This window comes from Streptomyces sp. NPDC048424 (assembly GCF_040651555.1).
In the GTDB taxonomy this organism is placed as follows: Bacteria; Actinomycetota; Actinomycetes; order Streptomycetales; family Streptomycetaceae; genus Streptomyces.
This window is the reverse complement of sequence record NZ_JBEZKE010000006.1, coordinates 29,094-52,285: the sequence shown is the minus strand read 5'-3', so window position 1 is coordinate 52,285 and position 23,192 is coordinate 29,094. Positions and strand designations below refer to the sequence as shown.

General features: G+C 72.3%; 24 protein-coding genes and 1 pseudogene. 7 read left to right on the top strand and 18 right to left on the bottom strand.

Going from position 1 to position 23,192, the window contains the following annotated elements:
- Window positions 1-15: 15 nt before the first annotated feature.
- From AB0D29_RS10700 to AB0D29_RS10690, 3 genes are all read left to right on the top strand, one after another.
- A complete protein-coding gene (locus AB0D29_RS10700; RefSeq protein ID WP_362853198.1) occupies window positions 16-1,512 on the top strand; it encodes an MFS transporter in 1,497 nt (498 codons plus the stop codon).
- Window positions 1,513-1,539: 27 nt separating this feature from the next.
- Window positions 1,540-2,169: a DUF6629 family protein gene (locus AB0D29_RS10695; RefSeq protein WP_362853196.1), complete on the top strand. Its 630-nt coding sequence runs from the start codon at window positions 1,540-1,542 to the stop codon at window positions 2,167-2,169.
- Between the two features lie 87 nt (window positions 2,170-2,256).
- Complete coding sequence (locus AB0D29_RS10690) at window positions 2,257-3,897, top strand: GMC oxidoreductase (protein WP_362853194.1); 1,641 nt, start codon at window positions 2,257-2,259, stop codon at window positions 3,895-3,897.
- Window positions 3,898-3,993: 96 nt separating this feature from the next.
- Here AB0D29_RS10690 and AB0D29_RS10685 read toward each other — a convergent pair whose 3' ends face one another.
- The 5 genes from AB0D29_RS10685 to AB0D29_RS10665 all read right to left on the bottom strand — a co-directional run bounded on the left by AB0D29_RS10685 (window position 3,994) and on the right by AB0D29_RS10665 (window position 8,061).
- Window positions 3,994-4,473 (bottom strand): carboxymuconolactone decarboxylase family protein, encoded by a 480-nt coding sequence (locus AB0D29_RS10685; protein WP_362853192.1) that lies wholly within the window; start codon window positions 4,471-4,473, stop codon window positions 3,994-3,996.
- Window positions 4,470-5,552: a dihydrodipicolinate reductase gene (locus AB0D29_RS10680; RefSeq protein ID WP_362853190.1), complete on the bottom strand. Its 1,083-nt coding sequence runs from the start codon at window positions 5,550-5,552 to the stop codon at window positions 4,470-4,472. The genes AB0D29_RS10685 and AB0D29_RS10680 overlap by 4 nt, the downstream gene beginning before the upstream one ends.
- 70 nt (window positions 5,553-5,622) lie before the next feature.
- Entirely contained in the window at window positions 5,623-5,784 is a 162-nt protein-coding gene (locus AB0D29_RS10675) for a DUF6126 family protein (RefSeq protein ID WP_362853188.1), read from the bottom strand.
- Between the two features lie 17 nt (window positions 5,785-5,801).
- On the bottom strand, window positions 5,802-6,434 hold the full coding sequence (locus AB0D29_RS10670; protein ID WP_362853186.1) for an XRE family transcriptional regulator: 633 nt from the start codon (window positions 6,432-6,434) through the stop codon (window positions 5,802-5,804).
- Between the two features lie 91 nt (window positions 6,435-6,525).
- Complete coding sequence (locus tag AB0D29_RS10665) at window positions 6,526-8,061, bottom strand: ATP-dependent DNA ligase (RefSeq protein ID WP_362853184.1); 1,536 nt, start codon at window positions 8,059-8,061, stop codon at window positions 6,526-6,528.
- Between the two features lie 152 nt (window positions 8,062-8,213).
- Here AB0D29_RS10665 and AB0D29_RS10660 point away from each other — a divergent pair, with 152 nt between their 5' ends.
- The 3 genes from AB0D29_RS10660 to AB0D29_RS10650 all read left to right on the top strand — a co-directional run bounded on the left by AB0D29_RS10660 (window position 8,214) and on the right by AB0D29_RS10650 (window position 12,377).
- Entirely contained in the window at window positions 8,214-10,922 is a 2,709-nt protein-coding gene (locus tag AB0D29_RS10660) for an alpha/beta fold hydrolase (protein ID WP_362853182.1), read from the top strand.
- Window positions 10,919-11,782 (top strand): ABC transporter permease, encoded by an 864-nt coding sequence (locus AB0D29_RS10655; RefSeq protein WP_362809315.1) that lies wholly within the window; start codon window positions 10,919-10,921, stop codon window positions 11,780-11,782. The genes AB0D29_RS10660 and AB0D29_RS10655 overlap by 4 nt, the downstream gene beginning before the upstream one ends.
- 64 nt (window positions 11,783-11,846) lie before the next feature.
- Window positions 11,847-12,377, top strand: a complete 531-nt coding sequence (locus AB0D29_RS10650) for a hypothetical protein (RefSeq protein WP_362853180.1) — start codon at window positions 11,847-11,849, stop codon at window positions 12,375-12,377.
- A gap of 60 nt (window positions 12,378-12,437) precedes the next feature.
- Here AB0D29_RS10650 and AB0D29_RS10645 read toward each other — a convergent pair whose 3' ends face one another.
- The 9 genes and pseudogenes from AB0D29_RS10645 to AB0D29_RS10605 form a co-directional block, all read right to left on the bottom strand.
- Window positions 12,438-13,415, bottom strand: a complete 978-nt coding sequence (locus AB0D29_RS10645; protein WP_362853178.1) for a D-2-hydroxyacid dehydrogenase family protein — start codon at window positions 13,413-13,415, stop codon at window positions 12,438-12,440.
- A complete protein-coding gene (locus AB0D29_RS10640; RefSeq protein WP_362853176.1) occupies window positions 13,412-14,362 on the bottom strand; it encodes an aldo/keto reductase in 951 nt (316 codons plus the stop codon). The genes AB0D29_RS10645 and AB0D29_RS10640 overlap by 4 nt, the downstream gene beginning before the upstream one ends.
- 44 nt (window positions 14,363-14,406) lie before the next feature.
- On the bottom strand, window positions 14,407-15,063 hold the full coding sequence (locus tag AB0D29_RS10635; RefSeq protein ID WP_362853174.1) for a hypothetical protein: 657 nt from the start codon (window positions 15,061-15,063) through the stop codon (window positions 14,407-14,409).
- A gap of 91 nt (window positions 15,064-15,154) precedes the next feature.
- Window positions 15,155-15,301 carry a hypothetical protein gene (locus AB0D29_RS10630; RefSeq protein ID WP_362853624.1) on the bottom strand — a complete coding sequence of 49 codons (147 nt, stop codon included), beginning with the start codon at window positions 15,299-15,301 and terminating at the stop codon, window positions 15,155-15,157.
- Between the two features lie 58 nt (window positions 15,302-15,359).
- Window positions 15,360-15,743: pseudogene (locus AB0D29_RS10625) on the bottom strand (SUKH-4 family immunity protein); the annotation flags it as partial.
- Between the two features lie 80 nt (window positions 15,744-15,823).
- Window positions 15,824-17,614 carry an SMI1/KNR4 family protein gene (locus tag AB0D29_RS10620; RefSeq protein WP_362853172.1) on the bottom strand — a complete coding sequence of 597 codons (1,791 nt, stop codon included), beginning with the start codon at window positions 17,612-17,614 and terminating at the stop codon, window positions 15,824-15,826.
- A gap of 271 nt (window positions 17,615-17,885) precedes the next feature.
- Entirely contained in the window at window positions 17,886-18,251 is a 366-nt protein-coding gene (locus AB0D29_RS10615) for a peptidase inhibitor family I36 protein (RefSeq protein ID WP_362853170.1), read from the bottom strand.
- Window positions 18,252-18,505: 254 nt separating this feature from the next.
- Entirely contained in the window at window positions 18,506-19,150 is a 645-nt protein-coding gene (locus tag AB0D29_RS10610; protein ID WP_362853169.1) for an NAD(P)-binding domain-containing protein, read from the bottom strand.
- Window positions 19,151-19,200: 50 nt separating this feature from the next.
- Window positions 19,201-20,013, bottom strand: a complete 813-nt coding sequence (locus AB0D29_RS10605; protein ID WP_362853167.1) for an inositol monophosphatase — start codon at window positions 20,011-20,013, stop codon at window positions 19,201-19,203.
- 126 nt (window positions 20,014-20,139) lie between these two features.
- On the opposite strand from AB0D29_RS10605, the gene AB0D29_RS10600 reads away from it, so the two are divergent.
- On the top strand, window positions 20,140-21,084 hold the full coding sequence (locus AB0D29_RS10600) for a LysR family transcriptional regulator (RefSeq protein WP_362853165.1): 945 nt from the start codon (window positions 20,140-20,142) through the stop codon (window positions 21,082-21,084).
- Window positions 21,085-21,117: 33 nt separating this feature from the next.
- Here AB0D29_RS10600 and AB0D29_RS10595 read toward each other — a convergent pair whose 3' ends face one another.
- The 4 genes from AB0D29_RS10595 to AB0D29_RS10580 form a co-directional block, all read right to left on the bottom strand.
- A complete protein-coding gene (locus AB0D29_RS10595) occupies window positions 21,118-21,321 on the bottom strand; it encodes a YdeI/OmpD-associated family protein (RefSeq protein ID WP_362853609.1) in 204 nt (67 codons plus the stop codon).
- A 115-nt stretch (window positions 21,322-21,436) separates the two neighbouring features.
- A complete protein-coding gene (locus AB0D29_RS10590; RefSeq protein ID WP_362853163.1) occupies window positions 21,437-21,850 on the bottom strand; it encodes a VOC family protein in 414 nt (137 codons plus the stop codon).
- Between the two features lie 39 nt (window positions 21,851-21,889).
- Window positions 21,890-22,555 carry a glyoxalase gene (locus AB0D29_RS10585; protein ID WP_362853161.1) on the bottom strand — a complete coding sequence of 222 codons (666 nt, stop codon included), beginning with the start codon at window positions 22,553-22,555 and terminating at the stop codon, window positions 21,890-21,892.
- Entirely contained in the window at window positions 22,555-23,076 is a 522-nt protein-coding gene (locus AB0D29_RS10580) for an AraC family transcriptional regulator (protein ID WP_362853159.1), read from the bottom strand. The genes AB0D29_RS10585 and AB0D29_RS10580 overlap by 1 nt, the downstream gene beginning before the upstream one ends.
- Window positions 23,077-23,192: the final 116 nt, after the last annotated feature.

The window sequence follows — 23,192 nt, the reverse complement described above, 5'->3', positions numbered from 1 at the left end:
GGCCAGCCTGAAGACATGACTGCGCCCGCCGAGCCGTCCGGAGCCGGTGTCCCGATCGCGTCCGCGCGCGGCCGGTGGATCCTGCTGACCACGGTGCTCGGCTCGACCATGGCCATGCTGGACGGGACCGTGGTGAACGTGGCGCTGCCGCGCATCGGGGAGGACCTCGACGCCGATCTGGCGGTGCTCCAGTGGACGGTGAACGCCTATCTGCTGACCCTGGCCGGGCTGATCCTGGTCGGCGGATCACTGAGCGACCGCTTCGGGCGGCGCCGGATCTTCGTCCTGGGCGTGGTGTGGTTCGCGGTGGGCTCGCTGCTGTGCGGGATCGCGCCGAACGCCGGGGTGCTGATCGCCTCCCGGGCCCTGCAGGGCATCGGCGGGGCACTGCTGGCGCCCGGCTCCCTGGCCCTGATCCAGGCCTCGATCCGCGCCGAGGACCGGGGGCGGGCGATCGGCCTGTGGTCGGGGTTCGGCGGGGTGGGCGCGGCCGTGGGACCGTTCCTCGGCGGCTGGCTGGTGGACGGGCCGGGCTGGCGCTGGGTGTTCCTGCTGAACGTGCCGCTGGCCGCGGTGTGCGTGCCGGTCGCGCTGCGGCACGTACCGGAATCCCGGGACCCGCAGGCGCACGGTCGGTTCGACGTGGCCGGGGCGGTACTCGGTGCGACCGCCCTGGGGCTGGTCACCTACGCGCTGATCGAGGCCCGGTCGGGCACGGTGGCGGTGACCGTCGCGGCGGTGCTCGGGGTCCTGCTGGCCGTCGCCTTCGTCTCCGTGGAGCGGCGGCGGACCGACCCGATGGTGCCGCCGGACATCTTCGCGTCCCGCCAGTTCACCGCGGTCAACCTCGTCACCCTGTGCGTGTACGGGGCCATCGGCGGGTTCTTCTTCCTCGCGGTGCTCCAGCTCCAGGTGGTGTCCGGCTACTCGGCGCTGGCCGCCGGGGCCGCGATGCTGCCGACGACCCTCCTGATGCTGCTCCTGTCGGCCCGCTCGGGTGAGCTCGGGGAGCGGATCGGGCCGCGCATCCCGCTCACGGTGGGGCCGCTGCTGTGCGCGGCCGGGACGCTGCTGATGCTGCGGGTGGGGCCCGCGGCCTCGTACGTACGGGACGTGCTGCCCGCGATGGTCGTGATGGGCATGGGCCTGGTGGCCCTGGTCGCCCCGCTGACGTCGACCGTACTGGCCTCGGTGGATCCCGGCCGGGCCGGCCTGGCCAGCGGCATCAACAACGCGGCGGCGCGCGTCGCCGGGCTGCTCGCGGTGGCGGCGCTCCCGCTGCTGTCCGGAATGGGACCGGAGTCGTACCGCTCGGCGACCCAGTTCGACGCGGCCTTCGGGCGGGCCATGCTCTGGTGCACCGGGGCGTTCATCGCCGGCGCCGCCGTGTCCTGGGCGACCGTACGCTCCCCCGCGCCCACCGAGGCGTGCCACCCGCAGTGCCACACGTACTGCGCGGTGACGGCCCCGCCGCTCGAACCGCCGCGGGAGGGGAAGCGGGGACTTGGCTGACTTCCGGGTCGGGTCCGGCTGATCCCCGTGTGCTGGAGCGCGACGGCCGATCTGGTGGCGGGCACGGTGATCGCCGCCGTCGGAGTCGTGTGCGCGGCGCGCGTGCGGCGGGCCCGCGATCTGCCGATCGCCGCGCTGCCGCTGGTGCTGGGCGCACATCAGCTGGTGGAGGCCGCCGTCTGGAGTTCCGGGGGCGGGTGCTCCGCGGCGGCCACGGCCTGGGCCGCGATCGCCCTGCCGCTGCTGCCGGTCTGGGTGCCGGTGGGGGTGCTGCTCGCGGCCGCGCCCGGGACGCGGCGCCGGCTGTGGGGGCCGGTGGCCGTGGGCCTCGCCACCGCCGCGGTGCTCGCGTACTGCCTCGCGACCCGGCCGGTGACCGCCGAGATCCGGGGCCGCACCATCGGCTACGGCGTGAATGTTCCGTGGATGCCGCTCGTCCTGACGGGCTACCTGTTCGCCACGCTCGGCGCCCTGCTGCTCGCCGGGGACCGGCGGCTGCGCACCCTCGGCGTGGTGCTGGCCGCCGGGGCGCTGGCCTGCTCAGCGCTGTGGCGGCTGGAATTCGCCTCCACCTGGTGCGCCTTCGCCGCGGTCGCGTCCGCGCTCGTCCTGGGCTGGGTACGGCGCCGGGAACCTCCCTGCCGCGCCACACGCTGACCGAAAGTTACCTAGACGTATGTAGTGACTTCACATGCACGCGGCAGTAGAACTCGTTCCCATTCCACCGAGAGTGAGGAACCTCGCATGGGTGACAATACCCTGCCCGGAAATGGCTCGAAGGGAATTTCCCGTCGTGGATTCATCGGTAGAACTGGTTCTATTTTGGGAGCCGTGGCCCTGGCGGGCCACATCACCCCGGCCCAGGCCGCTCCCGCCGCCGCCCCGATAGCCGACGGCGCCCGCGTACCGGCCCTGGTCATCGGCACCGGTTACGGGGGCTCCGTCGCGGCGCTGCGCCTCGCGCAGGCCGGCGTGGACGTGCAGATGATCGAGATGGGCATGTCCTGGGACACCCCCGGCTCGGACGGGAAGATCTTCCCGAAGGTGACCACTCCGGACTACCGGTCCTTCTGGCTCCGCACCCGGACCAAGGCGCCGCTCAGCAACTTCCTCGGCTTCCCGATCGACAAGGACGTCCCCAAGTACACGGGGATCCTCGACGCCGAGGACTTCGCCGGCATCACGGTCTACCAGGGCCGCGGCGTCGGTGGCGGTTCTCTGGTCAACGGCGGCATGGCGGTCACGCCCAAGCGCGCCAACTTCGCCGCCGTCCTCCCGTCGGTGGACGCCGACGAGATGTACGCGACCTACTACCCCCGGGCCAACGCCGGTCTCGGTGTGGGCATGATCGACCCGGCGTGGTTCGACACCGCGGACTGTTACCAGTTCTCCCGCGTCGGCCGCAAGCACGCCCAGCGCTCCGGATTCGCGTGGACCTTCGTGCCCGACGTGTACGACTGGGACTACATGAAGCAGGAGGCCGCCGGCACCGCCACCAAGTCCGCCCTGGCCGGCGAGATCCTCTACGGCAACAACCACGGCAAGAAGTCGCTGGTGCAGACGTACCTCGCCCAGGCCAAGGCGACGGGCAAGGTCACCATCTCGGCGCTGCACAAGGTCACTTCGGTCTCCCCCGCCGCGGGCGGCGGCTACACGGTCACCATCGACCAGATCAACACCACCGGCGACACCGTGGCCACCAAGACCGTGACCGCGGACCGGGTGTTCTTCGCGGCCGGCAGCGTCGGCACCAGCAAGCTCCTGGTCAAGCTGAAGGCCACCGGGGCGCTGCCGAACCTCAACAACGAGGTCGGCAAGGGCTGGGGCGACAACGGCAACGTCATGTGCGGCCGCGCCAACCACCTGTGGGACCCGACCGGCAAGCTCCAGTCGACCATCCCCTGTTCCGGCATCGACAACTGGGACGCCGGCGGCGCGTTCGCCGAGGTCGCGCCGCTCCCCACCGGGATCGAGACCTACGCCTCCTTCTACCTGTCGATCACGAAGAACCCGAACCGCGCCGAGTTCACCTGGAACGCCGCGACGGGCAAGGCCGACCTGAGCTGGCAGACCGCCTGGAAGCAGCCGTCCATCAACATGGCCAAGACGATCTTCGACAAGATCAACTCGAAGGAGGGGACGATCTACCGGACCGACCTGTTCGGCGGCAACAAGATCTGGAACGACACCCTCACCTACCACCCGCTCGGTGGCGCCGTCCTGAACAAGGCCACCGACAACTACGGCCGCCTGCACGGCTACACCGGCCTGTACGTGATCGACGGAGCGCTGATCCCCGGAAACGCCAGCGTCAACCCGTTCGTCACCATCACGGCACTCGCCGAGCGCAACATAGAGAAGATCATCGCAACCGACCTCCCGTAGGGCCGCGTCCTCCCCCCAGCGGCCGGGGCCGTTCGGATTCACCGAACGGCCCCTTGTCATTCCCCGTTCCGCGCCGCCCGGAGCGACGCGGCCCGCTCAGTGACCGGGCAGTACGCACACGCTGTCGAGGCCGAGCACGTGGTTGAGCCGGCCGAAGGCCAGCCAGGACCCGATGCTCATCGTCAGCTCCACGATCTCCAACTGGCTGTAGTGCGCGGTCATCCGGTCCCAGAACGCGTCGTCGAGGCCGTGGTGGTCCAGGGTGTACCGCTCGGCGTACTCCGCCGCCAGCCGGGTGCGCTCGTCGAAGCGCTCGGTGGTGCGCCAGTCGGTGACGGCCTCGGAGAACTCCTCCTCGACCTTCTCCCCGTCCCGCTCGGTGCGCCAGTCGAGGCAGAAGACGCACCCGTTGATCTGCGCGACGCGCAGCCGGGCCGCCTCGAACTCGCGCAGGCCCAAGGTGGTGTGGGCGTACACCGACAGGGAGAAGTTCGCGGCGGCCATGCCGATGCCGGGGACCATGTCGCCCCACACGTACTCGATCGGGTGCTGGCCTTCGGGGATGTCGATCCTCATGACTTTTTCCTTCCGAGTCTGCCGGTGGCGGGGCGCAGCGGGACGTCGAGGGCGTCGTAGAGTCCGGGCTGCGCCTCGGTGAGCCAGTCGATGGCTCCGACGAGGCGGCCGACGGCGGTGGCGTTGCCGCCGGCCGAGCGGTTCTCGCCCTCGTCGGTGGCCTCGATGGTGACCTCGATGCGCGGCCGGCCCTCGATGACGACCCGGTGGGCGCCGTCGCCGCCGTCGGGGGGCGCGGGCCAGTCCGGTGCGCAGGAGGCGTGGATGCGGGTGACGTGCTCGATGACGATGCGGGGCTCGCCCTCGACGATGCCCTGTACCTCGAAGCGGATCGCACCCTGGGTGCCGGCCTCGAAGTCGCCCATGGTCCGGGTGGTCACGGTGGTGTCGAGGGCGCGGCGCTCCGACGTCTCGCGGATCTCGTCGAGTTCGACGCCGAGGGCCCGGGCCATCATCCGTATCTGCCCGCCCCACACCATGGTCGGGATCGAGGGCATGAGCATCATCGGCTCGTAGTCCATGGGGTGGCCCATGCCGACGAGGTGGCGGACGGAGTCCGGCTGGTCGTAGGTGGAGTAGTCGAAGATCTCCTGGCAGCGGATGACGTCGATGGTGGTGCCGAGGCCGCTGAGCAGGAGCGGGAGCACGTCGTTGCCCCAGCCGGGGTCGACTCCGGAGGCGAAGAGCGAGCCGCCGCCCTCCGCGATGGCGGCGAGCACCGGATCGCGGAACTCCGGTGGGGCGCTGCGGTGGTCGTAGAGCGGATAGAGGGCGGGGCTGACGACGACGGCGCCGGACCGGATGGCCCGGGTGATGTCGGCGAGGGCCTCGTCGGGCCGGATGTCCCCGGACGCGGCGTACACCACGGCCCGGGGGCGGGCAGCCAGGACGGCTTCGATGTCGTCGGTGGCCTCGACCCCCAACAGGTGGTCGAGGCCGCCGAGTTCGCCCGCGTCGCGGCCGGCCTTGGCTGGATTGTGGACGATGACGGCGGAGAGTTTCAGCGCGGGATGGGCCTCGACGGCGCGGATGGCCAGACGGCCGACGTTGCCGGTACCCCAGACAACCGTGGAAATCATGCGCGGAGGGTAGCCACAGGGCCCTCACGTTGCCAGAGCCGCGCGGCCCGAACTCGTCCGCGCCGCCGGGTTACTGGTTCTGGCCACCCAGGACGAAGAGGAGGTAGACGAAGAACGCGAAGAGGTGGCCGACGAACAGGTAGGCGATCAGCCGGATGATCAGGCCGCGCGGGAACTTGGACTCGAAGCGGGCCCGGACGGTCGTGGGCGCGGGCTTCTCGGCTTGGGACATGGGGTACGGCTCCTCCGCTATCGGTGGTGCGTGGTGGTGGTCGTGCCGCCGAGGCACAGCCCGGCGAGGCTGCTCTGCAGCAGGGTGTGGACGAACAGCAGGTCGGCGCCCCCGGAGGAGGCCGCGCCGATCCGGTGCGGAGTGAGCGAGTCGAAGTGCGCGCTGTCACCCGGCTCCAGCAGGTGCTCGGCGTCCCCCAGGTGCAGCCGCAGCCGCCCGTCCAGGACGTACAGCCATTCCTCGCCGGGATGTACGCGGACCAGCTCGCCCTGGCTGCGGCCGTGAGGGACGTGCACGCGCAGGGCCTGCATGCCGCGCCCGGAGCCGCCCGCCTGCCAGTACGTCCATCCGTCGGCCTCGCGGGCTCCGGGACCACCGGCCCGTACGATGGGATCGGCGACGGCCGGGGTCTCGCCGAGCAGCTCGGAGACCGTCGTACCGTAGGTGCGGGCGAGCCCGAGCAGGAGCGGCAGCGAGGGCTGGCGCCGGCCGGTCTCCAGGCGGGACAGGTGGGCGGGCGAGAGCCGCGCGCGTGCGGCGGCGGCCTCCAGCGTGAGTCCGGCGCGGCGGCGCAGTTCGCGCAGTTGCGGCGCCACGGCGGGCAGCTCGTCGGCCGCGTCTTCGGGGCCGGGGGCGGGACCGGGTTTCATGCCCCGATTGAGCCAGAGTCTTGCCTTTCTGGCAATCTCACTTGCCTCTGAGGCAAATCCTCTCCGGCTGCCCTCGGTCCCCTGTCGCCGGTCAGGGCTCGCGCCCCTCCCCCAGCACCGTTTCCACCGTGTCGGCCTGCTCCGCGTCCTTGTCCGGGCGGTGCCTCAGCACCCGCGCGAACCGCAGCGCCACCCCGGCCGGGTAGCGCGGGGAGCGCTGCAGCCCGTCGTAGGCGATCTCCACCACCAGTTCGGGCCGCACCCGCACGGTGAAGCCGTCGTCCGAGGTGGCGAGCGCGCGCAGCGCCCCGGTCTGCCAGCGCAGCATCTCGTCCGTGAGCCCTTTGAAGGTCTTGCCGAGCATGGCGTAGGTGCCGTCGGCGGCCCGCGCTCCGAGGTGCAGGTTCGAGAGCAGTCCGGTGCGCCGCCCGTGGCCCCATTCGGCGGCGAGGACCACCAGGTCCAGGGTGTGCACCGGTTTCACCTTCAGCCAGTGCTTGCCGCGGCGGCCGGCCGCGTAGGCCGAGTCCAGTGCCTTGACGACGACCCCCTCGTGGCCGCGGCGCAGGGTCTCGGCCCAGAACTCCTCGGCTTCGGCCGCCTGCGCGCCCGGATCCTCCACGGCGAGGCGCCGGACCCGGGCGTTCTCGGGCACGAGGGCGGCCAGGGCCTCGTACCGCTCCCGCACCGGGAGGTCGAGGAGGACCTCCTCGCCGACGGCCAGGAGGTCGAAGAAGCAGGGTACGACCGGGAGCGTGCGCCGTGCGGCCTCGACGTCGACGCGGGAGCCGACCCGGCTCGCGATCTCCTGGAAGGGGACGGGGTGGCCGTCCGCCGCTCGGCCGATGACCTCCCCGTCGAGGATGAACCGCTCCCCCGGCAGCGACCGGGCCAGTTCCGCCACCTCCGGGAGCCGCCCGGTGATCTCGTCCAGGGAGCGCGTGTACACCCGTACGTCGTCCCCGTCGCGGTGGACCTGTACGCGGATCCCGTCGAGCTTCTCCTCCACCGCGCACGGGCCGAGTGCGGCCAGTGCCTCGGCTACCGACTTGGCCGTGCCCGCCAGCATCGGCAGTACCGGCCGGCCGACGCGCAGGGTGACACCGCGCAGGGCCTGCGCCCCTTCGGCGAGCACCGCGGCCGCCACCCGGGGCAGCGAACCGTCCAGCATCACCGCCCGGCGCAGTTCGGCGGCCGGTACCCCGGCGGCCGCGGCCACGCCCTCCAGGGCCACCGCGTCGAGCGCGCCCTGGCGTACCTCGCCGGACAGCAGGCTCCGCAGGAACGCCTGCTCGGCGCCGGTGGCCGCGGCCAGCAGGGTGTCGACGATCCGGCGCCGCTCGGCCCCCGCGCCGGGGCCGGCGACGGCGGCGAGTTCGGAGACGGCCGCGTCGACGGCGCGGACGGTGAGGGTGGGCTCCGGCGCCGGTGCGCTCTCCTGGGCGAGGGCGCGCCAGCCGATGCCCGGGCGGCCCTGCGGGAGGCGCCCGGAGAGGTAGGAGATGACCAGAGCGGCTTCCTCGGGCGGCGCGGCTGCGAAGAGCTCCGCGAGCAGTGCGGTCTTGCGGGACCGGGCGGAGGTCTCGGCGACCTCCCGGGACACGCGTGCGACGTCGGCCAGCAGCATGCGGCCATCCTCCCGCCCCCGTTCGTACCGCGCAGGTCGGCGGCGCGTACCGCAGGTGCGGTACGCCCGGGGCCCGGCGTGGTCCTTGAGAAGGTCTGGGGTTCCGCCTGTGGGTGCTCGGCGCCCGGGTACCGGCCCTTTAGGGTTCCCATATGAAGCTCCGAATGCCCCGGCGCCGCCGAGACCGCCTCCTCGCGGGCGCCGCCGCGCTCGCCGTCGTGGCGGGCGCCGGTACGTGGACGGCCGCGTTCGCGTCCGGCGACGCGCCCCCCGTGCACCGTGAGGACCAGGTCCTTTCCATGCCCGGTGCCGGGATCGACACCTCCTATTTCACTGCGGGCGCGGGCGGCGGTGCGGAAAAACGTCCCGCCGTTCTCCTCGGGCACGGCTTCGGCGGCAGCAAGGACGACGTCCGCGAGCAGGCCGAGCGGCTCGCCCGGGACGGGTACGCCGTCATGACCTGGTCGGCGCGCGGCTTCGGCCGTTCCGAGGGCCGGATCGGCCTGAACGACCCCGAGTACGAGGTCAAGGACGTCACCCGGCTCATCGACTGGCTCGCGGCCCGGCCCGAGGTGGAGCTCGACGCGGCCGGTGATCCACGCGTCGGCGTGTCCGGGGCCTCGTACGGCGGGGCGATCTCGCTGCTCGCCGCCGGGTACGACCGGCGGGTGGACGCCATCGCTCCGCAGATCACCTACTGGAACCTCGCGGACTCCCTCTTCCCCCACGGCGTCTTCAAGAAGCTGTGGTCCGGCATCTTCTTCACCACCGGCTCGTCCGGCGGGATGCAGCAGGCCCGTCCCGGGCGGCCGGACCCCTCGGCCGCTCCCGGCTGCGGACGCTTCCAGCCCGAGCTGTGCGCGATGTACGAACGCGTCGCGGTGGCCGGCAAGCCCGACCCGGAGGCGCGCGCCCTGCTGGAGCGGCGGAGCCCCTCGGCCGTCGGCGACCGGATCAAGGTGCCGACCCTCATCGTGCAGGGCCAGGACGACTCCCTCTTCCCGCTGGACCAGGCCGATGCCATGGCCAAGGCCATCGCGGCGAACGGCGCGCCCGTCTCCGTCGACTGGGCGGCCGGCGGTCACGACGGAGGCGTGCGCGAGGCGGAGCGGGTCGAGGCCCGGGTGGCCTCCTGGTTCGACCGCCACCTGAAGGGGGACGAGGGCGCGGACACCGGTCCGGCGTTCCGCGTCACGCGCTCCGGCGGCATCGATTCCACCGACGGCGAGGTCACCCTGCGCGGCGCGAGCGGCGACACGTACCCCGGGCTGGTTTCCGGTCCGCGGCAGTTCGCCCTGACGGGACGCGAGCAGACCTTCGCCAATCCGGCGGGCGGCGCGCCCCCGGCCCTGTCCTCGCTGCCCGGCATCGGCGGGCAGCTCGCCGCCTTCGGGGCCGGGTTCTCCCTGGACTTCCCCGGGCAGAACGCCCGGTTCGAGTCGGCTCCGCTGACCGAGGACGTACGCATCACCGGGACCCCGACCGTAACCCTGAACGTGAGGTCGAGCGCCGCCGACGGTTCGGCCGTGCTCTTCGGCAAGGTGTACGACGTGGGGCCCGACGGGCAGCAGCAGGTGCTGCCCAACCAGCTGGTCGCCCCGGTGCGGGTGGAGAACGCGCAGCAGGGTGTGAGCGTGCGGCTGGCGCTGCCCGCGATCGACCACTCCGCCGCGGCCGGGCACCGGCTGCGGCTGGTGGTCGCCGCCACCGACCTCGGCTACGCCACCCCGGCCGCGCCCGCCGCCTACACGGTCGCGGTGGAGGGCCCCCTGGCCGTTCCCGTCGCGACGGGGGTGCGGACGGCCGCGGCCGGGCTGCCCGCCTGGACCTGGTGGCTGCCGCTCGGCGCGGCGGCGCTGGCCGCGGGGCTGCTCGGCATCCGCAGGACCGGCCGGGGGGCCGGGGGGACGCGGCCCGGCCCGGCGCAGCCGGACCCCGCACTGGCCGACGTACCCCTGGAGATCACCGGACTGACGAAGCGGTACGCGAAGGCGCAGGACCGGTACGCGGTGCGGGACCTGTCGTTCCGGGTGGAGAAGGGGCAGGTGCTGGGGCTCCTCGGGCCCAACGGCGCCGGCAAGACCACCACCCTGCGCATGCTGATGGGGCTGATCTCGCCGGACGCCGGGGAGATCCGGGTGTTCGGGCACGCGGTACGGGCCGGCGCGCCGGTGCTGTCGCGGGTCGGGGCGTTCGTGGAGGGCGCGGGATTCCTGCCGCACCTGACGGGCCGCGCCAACCTGGAGCTGTACTGGCAGGCCACCGGCCGCCCGGCCGAGGACTCGCACATGGCGGAGGCGCTGGAGATCGCGGGACTGGGCGACGCGCTGGAGCGCGCGGTGCGCACGTACTCGCAGGGCATGCGCCAGCGCCTCGCGATCGCGCAGGCCATGCTCGGCATGCCGGACCTGCTGATCCTCGACGAGCCGACGAACGGTCTGGACCCGCCACAGATCCGGGAGATGCGGGACGTGATGATCCGCTACGCCGCCGGCGGACGGACGGTCATCGTCTCCAGCCACCTGCTGTCCGAGGTGGAGCAGTCCTGTACGCACCTGGTGGTCATGGACCGCGGACAGCGGGTCGCGGCGGGCGAGGTCGCCGAGATCACCGGCGGCGGGGACACGCTGCTGGTGACGCTGGCGGAGCCGGTGGACGCGGTGGGCCTCGAGAAGGTGGCGGCGCTGGAGGGAGTGGGTTCCGTGGTGGCCGGCGACGACGGGCTGCTCGTGCGGCTCGACGGTACGACGGCCGCGGGGCTGATCGCCGAACTCGTACGGCTGGAGGTGCCGGTCACCGGAGTGGGACCGCACCGGCGACTGGAGGACGCGTTCCTCACCCTGATCGGAGGTCCGGCGTGAGCGCCGTACAGGAGGTGGCCCCGGGCTACCGGGCGAGCCGTACGCTGCCGCTGCGCGTGGAGGCGCTGCGGCAGTGGCGCCGGCGGCGGACGCTGGTGATGGGCGGGGTGCTGGCCGCCCTGCCGTTCATCCTGATGATCGCGTTCGCGGTCGGCGGCGGTCCGGGCAGCCGGGACGGCGGGAACGGCCGGGTCACCCTGATCGACACGGCCACGGCCTCGGGTGCGAACTTCGCCGCGACCTGTCTGTTCGTCTCGGCCGGGTTCCTGCTGGTGGTGCCGGTGGCACTGTTCTGTGGCGACACGGTGGCATCGGAGGCGAGCTGGTCCTCGCTGCGCTACCTGCTGGCCTCGCCGGTGCCACGGATGCGGCTGCTGTGGAGCAAGCTGGTGGTGGCGCTGGGCTTCAGCCTGGCGGCGATGGTGCTGCTGCCGGTGGTGGCGCTGGCGGCGGGCACGGCCGCGTACGGGTGGGGGCCGCTGAAGCTCCCGGCCGGCGGGGCCCTGGCGGCCGCGGACACCGTGCCGCGGCTCGCACTGGCGGTGGCCTTCGTCTTCGTCTCGCAGCTGGTGACGGCGGGGCTGGCGTTCTGGCTGTCCACGCGGACGGACGCGCCGCTCGGCGCGGTGGGCGGGGCGGTCGGTCTGACGATCGTCGGCAATGTGCTGGACGCCGTGACCGCGCTCGGATCCTGGCGCGAGTTCCTGCCCGCGCACTGGCAGTTCGCGTGGGCGGACGCCTTGCAGCCGCAGCTGGAGTGGGGCGGGATGATCAAGGGAACGGTGGTGTCGGTATCGTACGCCCTGGTGCTGTTCGCCCTCGCCTTCCGGGGATTCTCGCGCAAGGACATCGTCTCCTAGGGCCGTACGAGACACGGCTGTTCCCCGGTGTGCGTGGGGCGCCGGGAACATGAGGGGGCGGGGCGTGAACGAGGGATCGGGCGCGGACGGAAGCGGCCGGGACGGGCGGCTTCGGCGCGCGGGGCTGGCCGGCGGCGCCGTGATGGCACTCGCCGCGGTGGCGGCGGTCGTCAGCTCGGGGACGGAGGCGGGGCTGCCCTGGTGGGTGGTGGCGGCCCTGGCCCTGCCCACGTCCGGGCTCGCCGCCTGGACCGGGGCACGGATCGGCCGTCGGCAGGGCGTGCGCGACGCGGTCCTGGAGCCCGGGGAGACGGTGACCGGAACCTACACCGTCCGGCCCCCGTACCCCGGGCACACACCGCCCGCGGCGCACGAGGGGCCGCAGTACCAACTCCTCCTGACCACCCGCGGAATGCAGTTGTGGGAGCGTTCCGTCCTGCTGTGGCGGCACCCGTGGCCGGAGCTGCGCGTGCTCGCCGACGGCCCCCGGCTGCGCATCCACCACCAGGGGCAGGAGGCCGGCACCATGCTGCTGGAGCAGCCGGGCGCCGTACAGGAGATCCGTCTCGCGGCGAGGCGATACGGGGCCGGCTGACGCCCGGGGCGGGCGTCTCCACGGCGCCCCGCGACCGCTGTCGGCTACTGGGGGCGGCTGTCAGCCGAGGACGCGCACCGGTGAGCCGTCGAGGAACGCCCGGATGTCCTCGACCGCATCGCCGTAGTACGTGGCGTAGTTGGACCGTGTCACGTACCCCAGGTGCGGGGTGGCGAGCAGCCGAGGTGCGCTCCGCAGGGGGTGCCCGGCCGGCAGCGGCTCGATGTCGAAGACGTCGAGGCCCGCGCCCGCGATCCGGCCCGCGTGCAGGGCTTCGAGGAGCGCGTGCTGGTCGACGATCGCCGCGCGCGAGGTGTTGACGAGGTGGGCCGTCGGCCGCATCAGTGCGAGCTCGGCGGCGCCGATCAGGCCCCGGCTGCGCTCGCCGAGGGCGAGGTGGACGGAGACGAAGTCGCTGCTCGCCAGCAGCTCCTCCTTGGACGGCGCGAGCGCGACCCCCACCTCTTCGGCCCGTTCCTCGGTGAGGTTCGGGCTCCAGGCCACCACGTCCATGCCGAAGGCGAGCCCGACCCGGGCGACCCGGCTGCCGATCTTGCCGAGGCCGAGCAGTCCGAGCCGCTGCCCGTGCAGGTCCGCGCCGACGCCCTGCTGCCAGGGGCCGCCGTCGCGCAGGGCGGTGTTCTCCCGCACCAGGCCGCGGGCCAGGCCCAGCAGCAGGGCCCAGGTCAGTTCCACGGGCGGGGTGGCGGAGCTGCCGGTGCCGCACACGGTCACGCCGTTGCGTGCGGCGGCGGCGTAGTCGATCACCGAGTTGCGCATGCCGGACGCGATGAGCAGGCGCAGGCGCGGCAGCCGGTCGAGGAGCGAGGCCGGGAACGGGACGCGTTCGCGCAGGGTGACCACGATGTCGAAGTCGGCCAGCCGGCCGGCGAGCACGTCCTCGTCGTCCGTGTGGTCGGAGAAGCTCACCGTTTCGACACGGCCGGCGAGCGGCGACCAGTCCGCCGCCGTGCGCCCGACGTCCTGGAAGTCGTCGAGGAACGCACAGCGCAGGGGCCGCCGCCCGCCGCCCGTCACGCGCCGACGCCCGGGGCGATGGCGTCGATCTCGGCGAGCAGCTCCGCGTCGAGCGGGCGGTCGGCGACGGCCGCGTTGGCACGCACCTGCTCGGCGGAGGTGGCTCCCGCGATGACGGAGGCGCAGCCGGGCTGGGCGGAGAGCCAGCCGATGGCGAGTTCGAGGACGGTCCGCTCGTGCTTCTCGCCGAGCGCGGCCAGCGCTTCGACCACGTCGAGGCGCTCGTCGGTGAGGTACGCGTCGCGGCCTTCGAGACGGGAGCCGGCCGGGACGGGCGCGCCCCGGCGGATCTTGCCGGTCAGCAGACCGTTGGCCAGCGGGAAGTACGGGAGCACGCCGACACCGTAGTGCAGGGCGGCCGGGACCAGCTCGCGCTCGACCGACCGCTCCAGCAGCGACCACTCGTTCTGCGCCGACACGAAGGGGACCGCTCCGGTCTCGCGGGCGACGTGGGCGGCTTCGGCGAGCTGCCAGCCGGAGAGGTTGGAGTGGCCGATGTAGCGGACCTTGCCCTCGGCGACGAGCTCGGTGAGCGCGGCCACGGTCTCGGCGATCGGGGTGGCCGGGTCGGGGCTGTGCAGCTGGAAGAGGTCGATGTGGTCGGTGTCGAGGCGGCGCAGGGATTCCTCGACGGCCCGCCGTATGTACGCGCGGCCGCCGCGGGATCCGGCGGCCGGCCCGTACTTCATGTCCACGCCGTCGTAGCCGAACTTGGTGGCGAGGACGACCTGGTCGCGGCGGCCCTTGAGGGCCTGCCCGAGGTGGACCTCGGAGCCGCCGGCGTTGCCGTAGATGTCGGCGGTGTCGAGGAGGGTGATGCCCGCGTCCAGGGCGGCGTCGACCACGGCGCGGGTGGCCTGGGCGTCGAGCCGGCCACCGAAGTTGTTACAGCCGAGGCCGACGGCGGAGACCTGCAGACCTGAACTGCCCAGGGGGAGGTAGCGCATGCGTTTCGTTCCTCAGACTCGTCGGGTACATGATCAACCGCGTCTCAGTCTAGGCGGCCCGGTCCGGCGGTGGTACGGCGTCGGCGCCGTGCGACGTGAAATCCATGTGTCGCGAGCGCGGCCACCGCGGCGCCGCCCAGGGCCCAGGCCTCGGGGCGGTCGGCGACGCCGCCGTCCCCGTCCCCGTCCTCGCCTTCCCCGCCCCCGGCCGCGACGGTGATCGTGCCGCCTCCGGCGACGTACGGGCGGCTCCCCGCGGTGTCGCCGGAGTCGTGCGGGTTCACGTAGTCGAAGGTGACGGACAGCGGGTACTCTCCGGGCTGCGCGTCGGCCTTGATCCGTACCCAGCCCAGGTAGGACCGGCCGTTGTAGCCGATCTGGTTGTCCTCCGAATCCTCGGCCAGGACCGGGCTGCTCACCTTGACCACGCGCAGCTGGCGCCCCTCGGGAACGCGCGCCTGGTGCTGCGGATCGTCCTTGGCCAGCACCGGTACGAGTTCCCCCGCCCGGCCGACCTGCTCCGAGGAGGCCCACCCGCTCGCCCAGGACGGCGCGACCGCCGCCCCGAGCGCCAGGGCCGCGGCGCATACGACAACGACGGCGGCTGCCGCGGGCGCGGTGCGGCCGATCGTGCGGGTCTGGCTGGTGCGGCGTTTCCTGCTGGTGCTGCTGGTCACGCGGCTGTTCGTGCGGCTGTTCATGTCCCCGACTCCCCGTGTCTCGCCTGACCGTTCCGTCAGGGAGGAGGGGCATCGGGGAGCTCAGGTTGCCTCGGCCCTGCCGTGGAGGGGGCTAGTCGAGGGTGACGACGGTCGTGCGGCCGAGGTCGGGCTGGTCGCGCAGCGGCAGTTCGGTGCCCGGGCGCTCCAGTTCGAGGACGACGGCCGGGTTCTCGCCGTCGCGCCACAGCGGTCCGGGGGCGCAGAGGGTGCGCTGCACTCTCGCAGAGGTACTCCTCGGGACCGTCCGGCTCGTTGAGGAGCTCCGACGCGGTGACGCGGCTGCCGTAACGGTGAAGGGCCTCGAGCCACACGCCGACACTCGAGTTGGCGAACCATGCGTCCCCGTCCGGCAGGACGAAGGAGACCGCCCCGGTATCCGGCTCGAGGCCGAACGATGACGGCTCGGCCGGCGTATGGGGGTCAGTGGCCTCGGTGAGACGGTAGAGGGGTCCCCGGGACGTGAAGAGGGTCGGATCGGCCTCGTGCTGGAGCACGACTCGCTCGATCAGGCGTGGTGCTACCGGAATGCCCACCTCGACGAGCAGCACCCTCGTGGGGGCGGGGATCCGCCAGCCGGCCACGACCTCCCGCCTGGCTCGCGTGACATGGCCGATGCCGGCCCACCCAGTCAGCTGGCCATACGTCACCAATCGGATCATCCTCCTCGGTCGGCTACGGTCCCGTCCCGCCCCCGTGAGCCGGCCGGCACTCAAGGCACGGTCGTACGTGCGGACAGGCTTCAGTCGGACAGGTCCGCGGCGAGGTCGTCGCGCCAGCGTATGGACAGGCGTTGGCTCAGGATGGTCTCGGCAGCGGCCGGCAGGGGCAGCAGCAGGAACTCGCGCAAGGCCCCGGCCGCGGAATCCCGAACGGCCCACGCGGTGTGGTCGGCCGCGGTGACCGGTGCGGTATCTGCTTGCTGTCGGGCCTCGTCCAGCAGTCCCCGTGCCGCCCGGCTCTCCGCCGAGAGGGTCCTCATCCGCAGGTCGAGGGGGCCGTCGGCCGGGAGATCCACCGGCTCGTCCCGGCGGATCCGCTCCAGTGCCTGCGCGATCTCCGGGTAGGTGTCGATGCCGGTCTCGGACGCCAGCCGGGCGAGCTGCGCCGCCATCGCGGAGCGCAACCGCTGCGGCGGCGTCCGGTCCACGAGCCGTTCGAGGTCGAAGTCGCGTACCGAGGAGACCGGGTGCCGTGTCGGCCTCAGGTCGTCGAGGACCGGCAGGAGCAGCGCGCTCGCCAGCGGCTCGTCGCCGTCGCCCTCCGGGTCCCATGTGATGCCGTACTCCTGCGCCAGGCCGGCCAACAGCCGGGTGTACGCGGCTGTCGAGCCGGGCCAGGGATCGACGCCGACCCGCTGCCACTGCTGCCCGCCGGGTCCCATGACCGGCCGCCCGTCGGCGTCGGTCACGTAGTCCTCACGCGGTGAGTCGACCCGGCGGGCCGCCTCGGGCCGCTCCACACCGTCGTCGAAGACCGTGACGTGCACCTCGGGCCCTCGCTTCGAGAGCCTCACGACCCGAGTCCCGCGTGACAGCCGGCGCAGCACTTCCGGACGGCCGAACTGGGGCTCGCCGCTCTCCTGGGTGGCGTACGACCACCCCTCACCGCACCACCCGGCCCGGGCCATCGGACGGTACGCCGCCCAGCGTGCGGCGGCCGACAGCCGCGCCTGCTCCCGGCTGCGCGGCCGAACGGTCGCGGGCACACAGCCGAGCCTGTCCAGGAGTTCCTCGGGCGGAATGCCGGCCACGAACACGACGTCCGGCTGCTCTGGCGGTGCCTGCACGGCCAGAGCTTCGAACGTGATGACGGCGTACGCCCCGTCGGGCTGCGGAGCGGGCAGGACCGGCTCGGGCACAGGCGGGACCAGCGGCTCGGTGACCTCGGCGGCGAGGCCGAACGGGGAGAGCGGATCAGGGACGACCGTCGCGCCGTCATCCCAGATCAGCCGCCCCTCGAAGGCGAGCGGTATCCGCCCGTTGAAGGGCGTGGCGCTCTCGAGAGCCGTGGCGAAATCGGCAAGGACGTGACGCAGTCCCGGCCACGCGGTGAAGGACGGGCCGTCCTCGTCGAAGTACCGGCCGACATGCCCGTGGTGCGGGCCGGGGCGGGAGACGAGGAAGAGTCCGTCGGAGGACTGCCGGCCGATGCCCAGGGTGATCAGCAGTCGTTCGTGGGGCCAGTACGCGTACTGGTCGCGCTCCTCCTCATCGAGTTCGTCCTCGTCCTCGTCCTCGACGAAGTCCTCGCCGATGTCCCGCAGGAACTCGGTGCTCCGAACGATGTCCTCGACCCCGGACAGCGGTCCGTAGTAGCCCAGCGTCGGTGTTCCGTCCTGGAGCTGTACGCCGTCGTGGCGCAGCAGCGAGTCCTTCAGGTCGGGCGGGGACGTCACTCCGAGACGGAGTTCGGCCGCCGCTATGTCCTCCGGGAGGGCCGGGGGCCGGAGCAACCCGTGGCTGAGGGCAGCGTGCTGCGCGAGCCAGGTCTCGATGCGGGCCCAGGACTGTTCGACGGTGCACGGGGTCATGTCGACACCCTAGGTGCGGGCACTGACAGCCCCACCACCTGCCACAACGGCTGCGCGGCAAGCGCACAACAACGACAACAGGGCCTCCCGGCATCGCCCGGTAGCGATTCGTCGCGTCCCGGAGCTGCCAGAAGGCCCTGCCTTCATGCGTGCACGGGCCAGAGACCGCCCGTGCGGGAAGCCTGTTCGGCCTGCACCTTCCCCCGTGCTGTTGAGATGCGGCTTCATGGCCCCGCGCCCCTGCGAGCGCCGCCCCTTGCGAATGGGCTGGTCAGCGGCAGTTGACCCAGTTGTTGGACTTGAAGTAGTAGCTCTGACTGCCGGAGCCCTTGGCCCCCTTGGCGACGATGGTGCTGCTACCGGAGTAGTTGGTCCCCGAGTACGCCTTGAAGTCACAGGAGGCGCCATGGTTGTACCAGGACTTGAAGTTCTGGAACACCGCGTACTGGGTCAGGCTGGCGTTGGTCCCGGCGACCTGCTGCCTCTGGCCGGTGTAGTTCGATCCGGACCAGACGCAGAAGTAGCCCGAGGGGCAGTCCGACGCCGCCGCGCTCGCAGTCCCCGCGCCCCCGACCAGCAAACCGCCGGTCAGCGCGATACCGCCGACAATTCCTGCAAGATTCCTCGTCCTACGCATGCTTGTGTCCCCTTTGACGTGGAGGTGCGTCTAGTGACTCGGCCGACCGCCCGCCCGCCGGCCGCCCACGAGGCAAAAGGCCGGAGGAGAAGAAGACGCGGTTGGCGGAACTCGGCATGAGTCTGAGGGCGTACCCCAGGGCCGGTCTTGTATAAAACGGCACTCGGGAGAGACGGCGGCATGGTGGTGACAAGGCGGCCGTGGCACCTCGGTCACAGGCGCTGTTCGGCCAAGTACGACCCTGTCGCGGCGGGTCAGCGGGCGAGGGAGACGGCGAACGGTGTGAAGCCGTGCCGGCGCAGGACGTGGGGCACGGCCAGGATCATGGCCTCGGTGGCGCGGGCCGTGGTGATGTCACCGAGGTCCTCGATCCGTTCGGGCTGCCAGCCCAGGTCGCCGAGCAGGCCGGTGACGGTCTTCTTCGCGGTCTCGTCGTCGCCCGAGAGAAAGGCGGTCGGTGGGGTGGCCAGGGATTCGGGGGCGGTCATGACCATGAACAGCATGGTGTTGAGGGTCTTGACCACACGGGTGTCGGGGAGGGCGGCCTGGAGCCCCTCGGCGAGGCTGCTGCCGGGAAAGCACAGGTCGCCGGGCAGGCCGTCAGGGGCGTCGCGGGTGGCGTTGGAGACGTCGATGAGGATCTTGCCGGCGAGTTCGGCGCGCAGGTCGGTGAGGCGGTCCAGGGAGCTGTCGCCGGGCGTCGCGTTGATCACGATGTCCGTGGTGCGGGCAGTGGTGCGCTGGTCGGCGAAGGCGATCAGCGGGGCGAGGCCGGCGGTGCGGGCCGCGGTGTCTTCGGGGTTCCGGCTGCCGAGGGTGACGTGGTGTCCGGCTGCGGAGAGCTTGCCGGCGAGGTTGGTTCCGACGCGGCCGGCGCCCAGGATGCCGATGCTGGTCATGCGGTGATGCTCCTTGCGGTATCGGGGTGGGGAGGGGCGGAGACGTCCGGTCAGGCGATCGGCGAGAGGACCTTCAGGGCGGCGCCGTGGATGCCGGGGGCGGCGGCCAGGAAGTCGCGGCTGCCGGTGTTCCAGGGTTCGCCCGCCAGGTCGGTGACGGTGCCTCCGGCCTCGGAGACCAGCAGGGCGCCGGCGACCAGGCCGGAGCGGACGTCGGAGAACTGCCAGAACGCGTCCATGCGTCCGGCGGCGACGTGGATGAGCTGCATCGTGGCGGGCACGGACACGCGCACGACCAGGCCGTTGATGAGCATGGCGGTGACGGAGTCACCGATCCGCCGGAAGGTGCCCTCGTCCTCGCCGGGCTTGGCCTGGCCGGTGCCGGTGAGCGCGGCGCCCAGGTCGGTCTTGGCGGACACCTTCAGGGGTCGGTCATTGAGGCGGGCACCGCCGCCGGCGACGGCGGTGTAGGTGTCACCGGTCAGCGGCAGGTGGACGACGGTGAGTACCGGCTGGTTGTCGCTGACCAGGGTGGCGGTGACGGCCCAGTCGTCCATGCCGTGCACGTGGTTGATGTTGCCCTCGGCAGGGTCGACGACCCACCACTCCCCGGGCGGGAGCGCGCCGCCGGCCAGCTCGTCCTCGGCCCACTGCGACCCTTGCCGGGCCCGCAGCAGCGGTTCCCGCAGCACGGCCAGTACCGCGTCGTCGTTGGCGTGGATCTCGCCGACGACCTCGTCCAGGCTCACCCCCCGGGCGTGCGAGGTGTAGCGGTCGCGCAGCGTGACGCCGGCGGCCTTCACCGCGGCGGTCACGTCGGACAGGAGAGTCGTACCGGCGGCGAAAGGCATGGCTGTGCTCATGGCGGGCTCCCTGGGGAATCGGTCCATCGATCGAAGCGGGGCGGTCGTCTCGGCCCCCGCACTTCGAAGGTAGGCCGCCCGATCGTTAACAACAAGTGCATGCTTGTCACTTGTAGAGTTACCGTCATGCAACTGGATCTGAACCTGCTCACCGCCCTGGACGCCCTGCTGGAAGAGGGCAGCGTCGCCGGCGCCGCAGCACGCCTCCACGTCACCGCACCGGCGATGAGCCGCTCCCTGGGCCGCATCCGCAAGGCCACCGGTGACCAGATCCTGGTCCGCACCGGCCGCAGCATGGTCCCCACCACCCGCGCGCTGGCGATGCGCGCCCACGTCCACACCCTCGTGCAGCAGGCCCACCAACTTCTCTCCGCGCAGCAGGAACTCGACCTGGCGGCCCTGGACCGGGTGTTCACCGTGCGCTGGCACGACGCCCTGACCGCAGCTTCCGGCACCGCCCTGATCACCGCTGTCCACCACCAGGCCCCCGGCGTGCGGCTGCGCCTGTCCGCCGAACCCGGGACGGACGACGCCGAGTTGCGCCGGGGTGAGATCGACCTCGAATCGAGCTCCAGCGCTCCGACGCTCCCCGACATCCGCCACCACCTCGTCGGCAGGGACCGGCTGATCGTCGCCGTCCGACCGGGCCACCCGCTCACCGAAGGCCCGCTGAGCCTCGAGCGCTACGCAGCCGCCGAACACCTCACCGTCTCGCGACGCGGACGGCTGCGCGACCAGATCGACGACGCCCTGACCGCACGCGGCCTCGAACGACGCGTCATCGCCGCCGGACCCACCGCCGCCTTCGCCCTGCAACTCGCCCTAGACACCGACCTGGTGGTCACCCTCCCCGACGCGGTCACCCGCACGGCCCGGGAACAACTCGGCCTGGTCACGCTGCCGCCGCCACTCCCGTTGCCCGATGTCCCCCTGTACCTGCTGTGGCACAAGCGCTACGACGACGACCGCGCCCACACCTGGCTGAGAGACCTGGCCACCGAAACCGTCCAGGCACTGTTCACATCACCGACCGCCTCTCAACAGCCCCTCACCAACCAGCGCGAGCAGTGACGGACAGTGCTGCCGCAGTCCTGCTTTCGGGAGTCAGCCCCGCAGGGTGGCGATGGCCTTCTCGATACGCCGGCGGCGCGTCTCGGGCTTCTTCGCGCTCTCTCTGGCGCGCACGTGCTCGCGCTTGTGGCTGTACGCAAGGTGGTCGTAGGCGGCGCGGGCGGCCGGGTCGTCGTCCAGGGCCTGGGCGAAGTCCGCAGGCTCGACGACGACGCGCGGCTCGGTGTCGAGCTCCAGCTCGACCTCGACCTCCTCGCCGATCGCGACACCCGCGGCCTGTGCTGTTGCTGCTCCTGCTCCTGTTGCTCTGCCGGCTCACCGCGGATCAGGCCCGCCCGGCAAGAGATCGCGGCTACTCGGCGTAGGGCTGGTCGGTTCCCTGGGCGCTGTAGCCGAGACTCCAGATGTAGCCGTCCGGGTCGGCGAAGGTGCCGCCGTACCCGCCCCACGGCAGCGCACCTGCGGGCTTGAGGATCGTGGCACCGGCCTTCTGGGCCTCCGCCATGATCTCCTCGACCCGTGCCTCACTGCGGACGACGTAGGTCAGGACCAGCCCGCTGAAGCCGCTGCCTTCCTGGTCCGTGCCCACCTGGTCGGCCAGGCCTTCGCAGCTGTAGAAGCCGACGGGCGAGGCGCCGTCCGATGCGAAGAACACCGAGATGCCGAAGTCGCTCTGGATCTTCCAGCCAAGCCCCTCGGTGTAGAACCGCTTGGCCCGGTCCATGTCCCGGACACCGAGGAGGATCGAGCTGACGTGTGCTTTCATGCCTTGCTCCTTGAACGGTAGATGTATGTGTGCCGGGAATCAGGACAGCGTGGGGGCGCCCGACGCGGCAGCCTCCCAGGCGAACCCGTCCGGGTCGGTGAAGGTGTCGGCGGTGCTGCCGAGGACGATGCGGTGCGAGCCGGAGCCCTCGGCGGGGACGCCGAGGTCCTTGGCCAGGGCGCGGCGCTTGTACAGCGCCAGCTTGACGGGGCTGGAGGTGCCGGGGGCGAACTCGGCGTACTTGCCGCCGAAGCTCTTGGCGACGGTCAGGCCCCGGGCGACGTAGAACTGCTTGGTGGCCTTGACGTCCTCGACGCCGAGCAGCAGCACCAGCTCGTCGATCTCGCGGGTGGCGGGGCCGGTGTGCTTCTTCGCCGAGGTCGCGATCTTCCAGATCGTCCCGTCCGGGGCCTGGACGACGCCGCCGTAGCCCCACAGCGACTTCGCGGCGGGCTTCAGCACCGTGGCGCCGGCGTCCACGGCGGCGCCGACGAAGCCGTCGACGGTGGCCGGCCCGGACACCGTGAGCGCCAGGGTGAAGCCGCGGAATCCGGTGGAGTGCGCTTCGGACGCACGCAGATGGATGTACGTGTCCACGCCGAAGGCGCTGTAGAAGCGGCGGGCGGCCTCGGGGTCGGCCACCTCAAGGGTGACGGACGCGAGGGACATGTGGGCTGCGGTGGAAGTGGTGGTTGCCATGACCATCACGCTAGGGGCTGAGCGGCGGCCGGGGCTTCTCGATTCCTGACCGGTCTTGAGACTTGCTTCGCCACGCACGCCGGCATCCCCTCCACCTTGATCGCCGACCCCGCGTCGCGGGCCGAATCCGCAGCATCGGCATGGTCGGCCGCCGCATCCGCCGCCTGACGCCGGAAGGCTCCGGGCGGCATGGCGACCAGCTCGGTGAAGCGGGTGGTGAACGTGCCCAGCGACGCACAGCCGACCGCGAAGCACACCTCGGTGACGCTGAGGTCGCCCCGCCGGAGCATCGCCGTCGCCCGCTCGATGCGGCGCGTCATCAGGTACGCGTACGGCGACTCACCGTAGGCTGCCCGGAACTGCCGACTCAGGTGCCCGGCGGACATGTTCACATCGCGGGCGAGCGCCTCCACGTTCAGCGGCTGCGCGTATTCCCTGTCGATCCGGTCGCGGACGCGGCGCAGCCGCGCGAGATCGGCCAGACGCTGCGCCTGGATGCGCGCACGCCGCCATTCAGGCTTGCACATGAGAACCCTCCCCTTCGTCTTTCGTCTTCCCTTCCCATTTCCGTCGACGTCGTCGAGCGTCCGGGGTGCCCGGGCTCCCCGCCCCGGCAGGCACCCCGGACGCGACCCCGGCGGGC

What these genes read in the sequence shown, in the direction of transcription:
- AB0D29_RS10700 (WP_362853198.1), top strand. Translation starts at nt 16, where the DNA reads ATGACTGCGCCCGCCGAGCCGTCCGGAGCCGGTGTCCCGATCGCGTCC.
- AB0D29_RS10690 (WP_362853194.1), top strand. Translation starts at nt 2,257, where the DNA reads ATGGGTGACAATACCCTGCCCGGAAATGGCTCGAAGGGAATTTCCCGT.
- AB0D29_RS10685 (WP_362853192.1), bottom strand. Translation starts at nt 4,473, where the DNA reads ATGAGGATCGACATCCCCGAAGGCCAGCACCCGATCGAGTACGTGTGG.
- AB0D29_RS10680 (WP_362853190.1), bottom strand. Translation starts at nt 5,552, where the DNA reads ATGATTTCCACGGTTGTCTGGGGTACCGGCAACGTCGGCCGTCTGGCC.
- AB0D29_RS10675 (WP_362853188.1), bottom strand. Translation starts at nt 5,784, where the DNA reads ATGTCCCAAGCCGAGAAGCCCGCGCCCACGACCGTCCGGGCCCGCTTC.
- AB0D29_RS10670 (WP_362853186.1), bottom strand. Translation starts at nt 6,434, where the DNA reads ATGAAACCCGGTCCCGCCCCCGGCCCCGAAGACGCGGCCGACGAGCTG.
- AB0D29_RS10665 (WP_362853184.1), bottom strand. Translation starts at nt 8,061, where the DNA reads ATGCTGCTGGCCGACGTCGCACGCGTGTCCCGGGAGGTCGCCGAGACC.
- AB0D29_RS10660 (WP_362853182.1), top strand. Translation starts at nt 8,214, where the DNA reads ATGAAGCTCCGAATGCCCCGGCGCCGCCGAGACCGCCTCCTCGCGGGC.
- AB0D29_RS10640 (WP_362853176.1), bottom strand. Translation starts at nt 14,362, where the DNA reads ATGCGCTACCTCCCCCTGGGCAGTTCAGGTCTGCAGGTCTCCGCCGTC.
- AB0D29_RS10635 (WP_362853174.1), bottom strand. Translation starts at nt 15,063, where the DNA reads ATGAACAGCCGCACGAACAGCCGCGTGACCAGCAGCACCAGCAGGAAA.
- AB0D29_RS10620 (WP_362853172.1), bottom strand. Translation starts at nt 17,614, where the DNA reads ATGACCCCGTGCACCGTCGAACAGTCCTGGGCCCGCATCGAGACCTGG.
- AB0D29_RS10615 (WP_362853170.1), bottom strand. Translation starts at nt 18,251, where the DNA reads ATGCGTAGGACGAGGAATCTTGCAGGAATTGTCGGCGGTATCGCGCTG.
- AB0D29_RS10610 (WP_362853169.1), bottom strand. Translation starts at nt 19,150, where the DNA reads ATGACCAGCATCGGCATCCTGGGCGCCGGCCGCGTCGGAACCAACCTC.
- AB0D29_RS10605 (WP_362853167.1), bottom strand. Translation starts at nt 20,013, where the DNA reads ATGAGCACAGCCATGCCTTTCGCCGCCGGTACGACTCTCCTGTCCGAC.
- AB0D29_RS10600 (WP_362853165.1), top strand. Translation starts at nt 20,140, where the DNA reads ATGCAACTGGATCTGAACCTGCTCACCGCCCTGGACGCCCTGCTGGAA.
- AB0D29_RS10590 (WP_362853163.1), bottom strand. Translation starts at nt 21,850, where the DNA reads ATGAAAGCACACGTCAGCTCGATCCTCCTCGGTGTCCGGGACATGGAC.
- AB0D29_RS10585 (WP_362853161.1), bottom strand. Translation starts at nt 22,555, where the DNA reads ATGGTCATGGCAACCACCACTTCCACCGCAGCCCACATGTCCCTCGCG.
- AB0D29_RS10580 (WP_362853159.1), bottom strand. Translation starts at nt 23,076, where the DNA reads ATGTGCAAGCCTGAATGGCGGCGTGCGCGCATCCAGGCGCAGCGTCTG.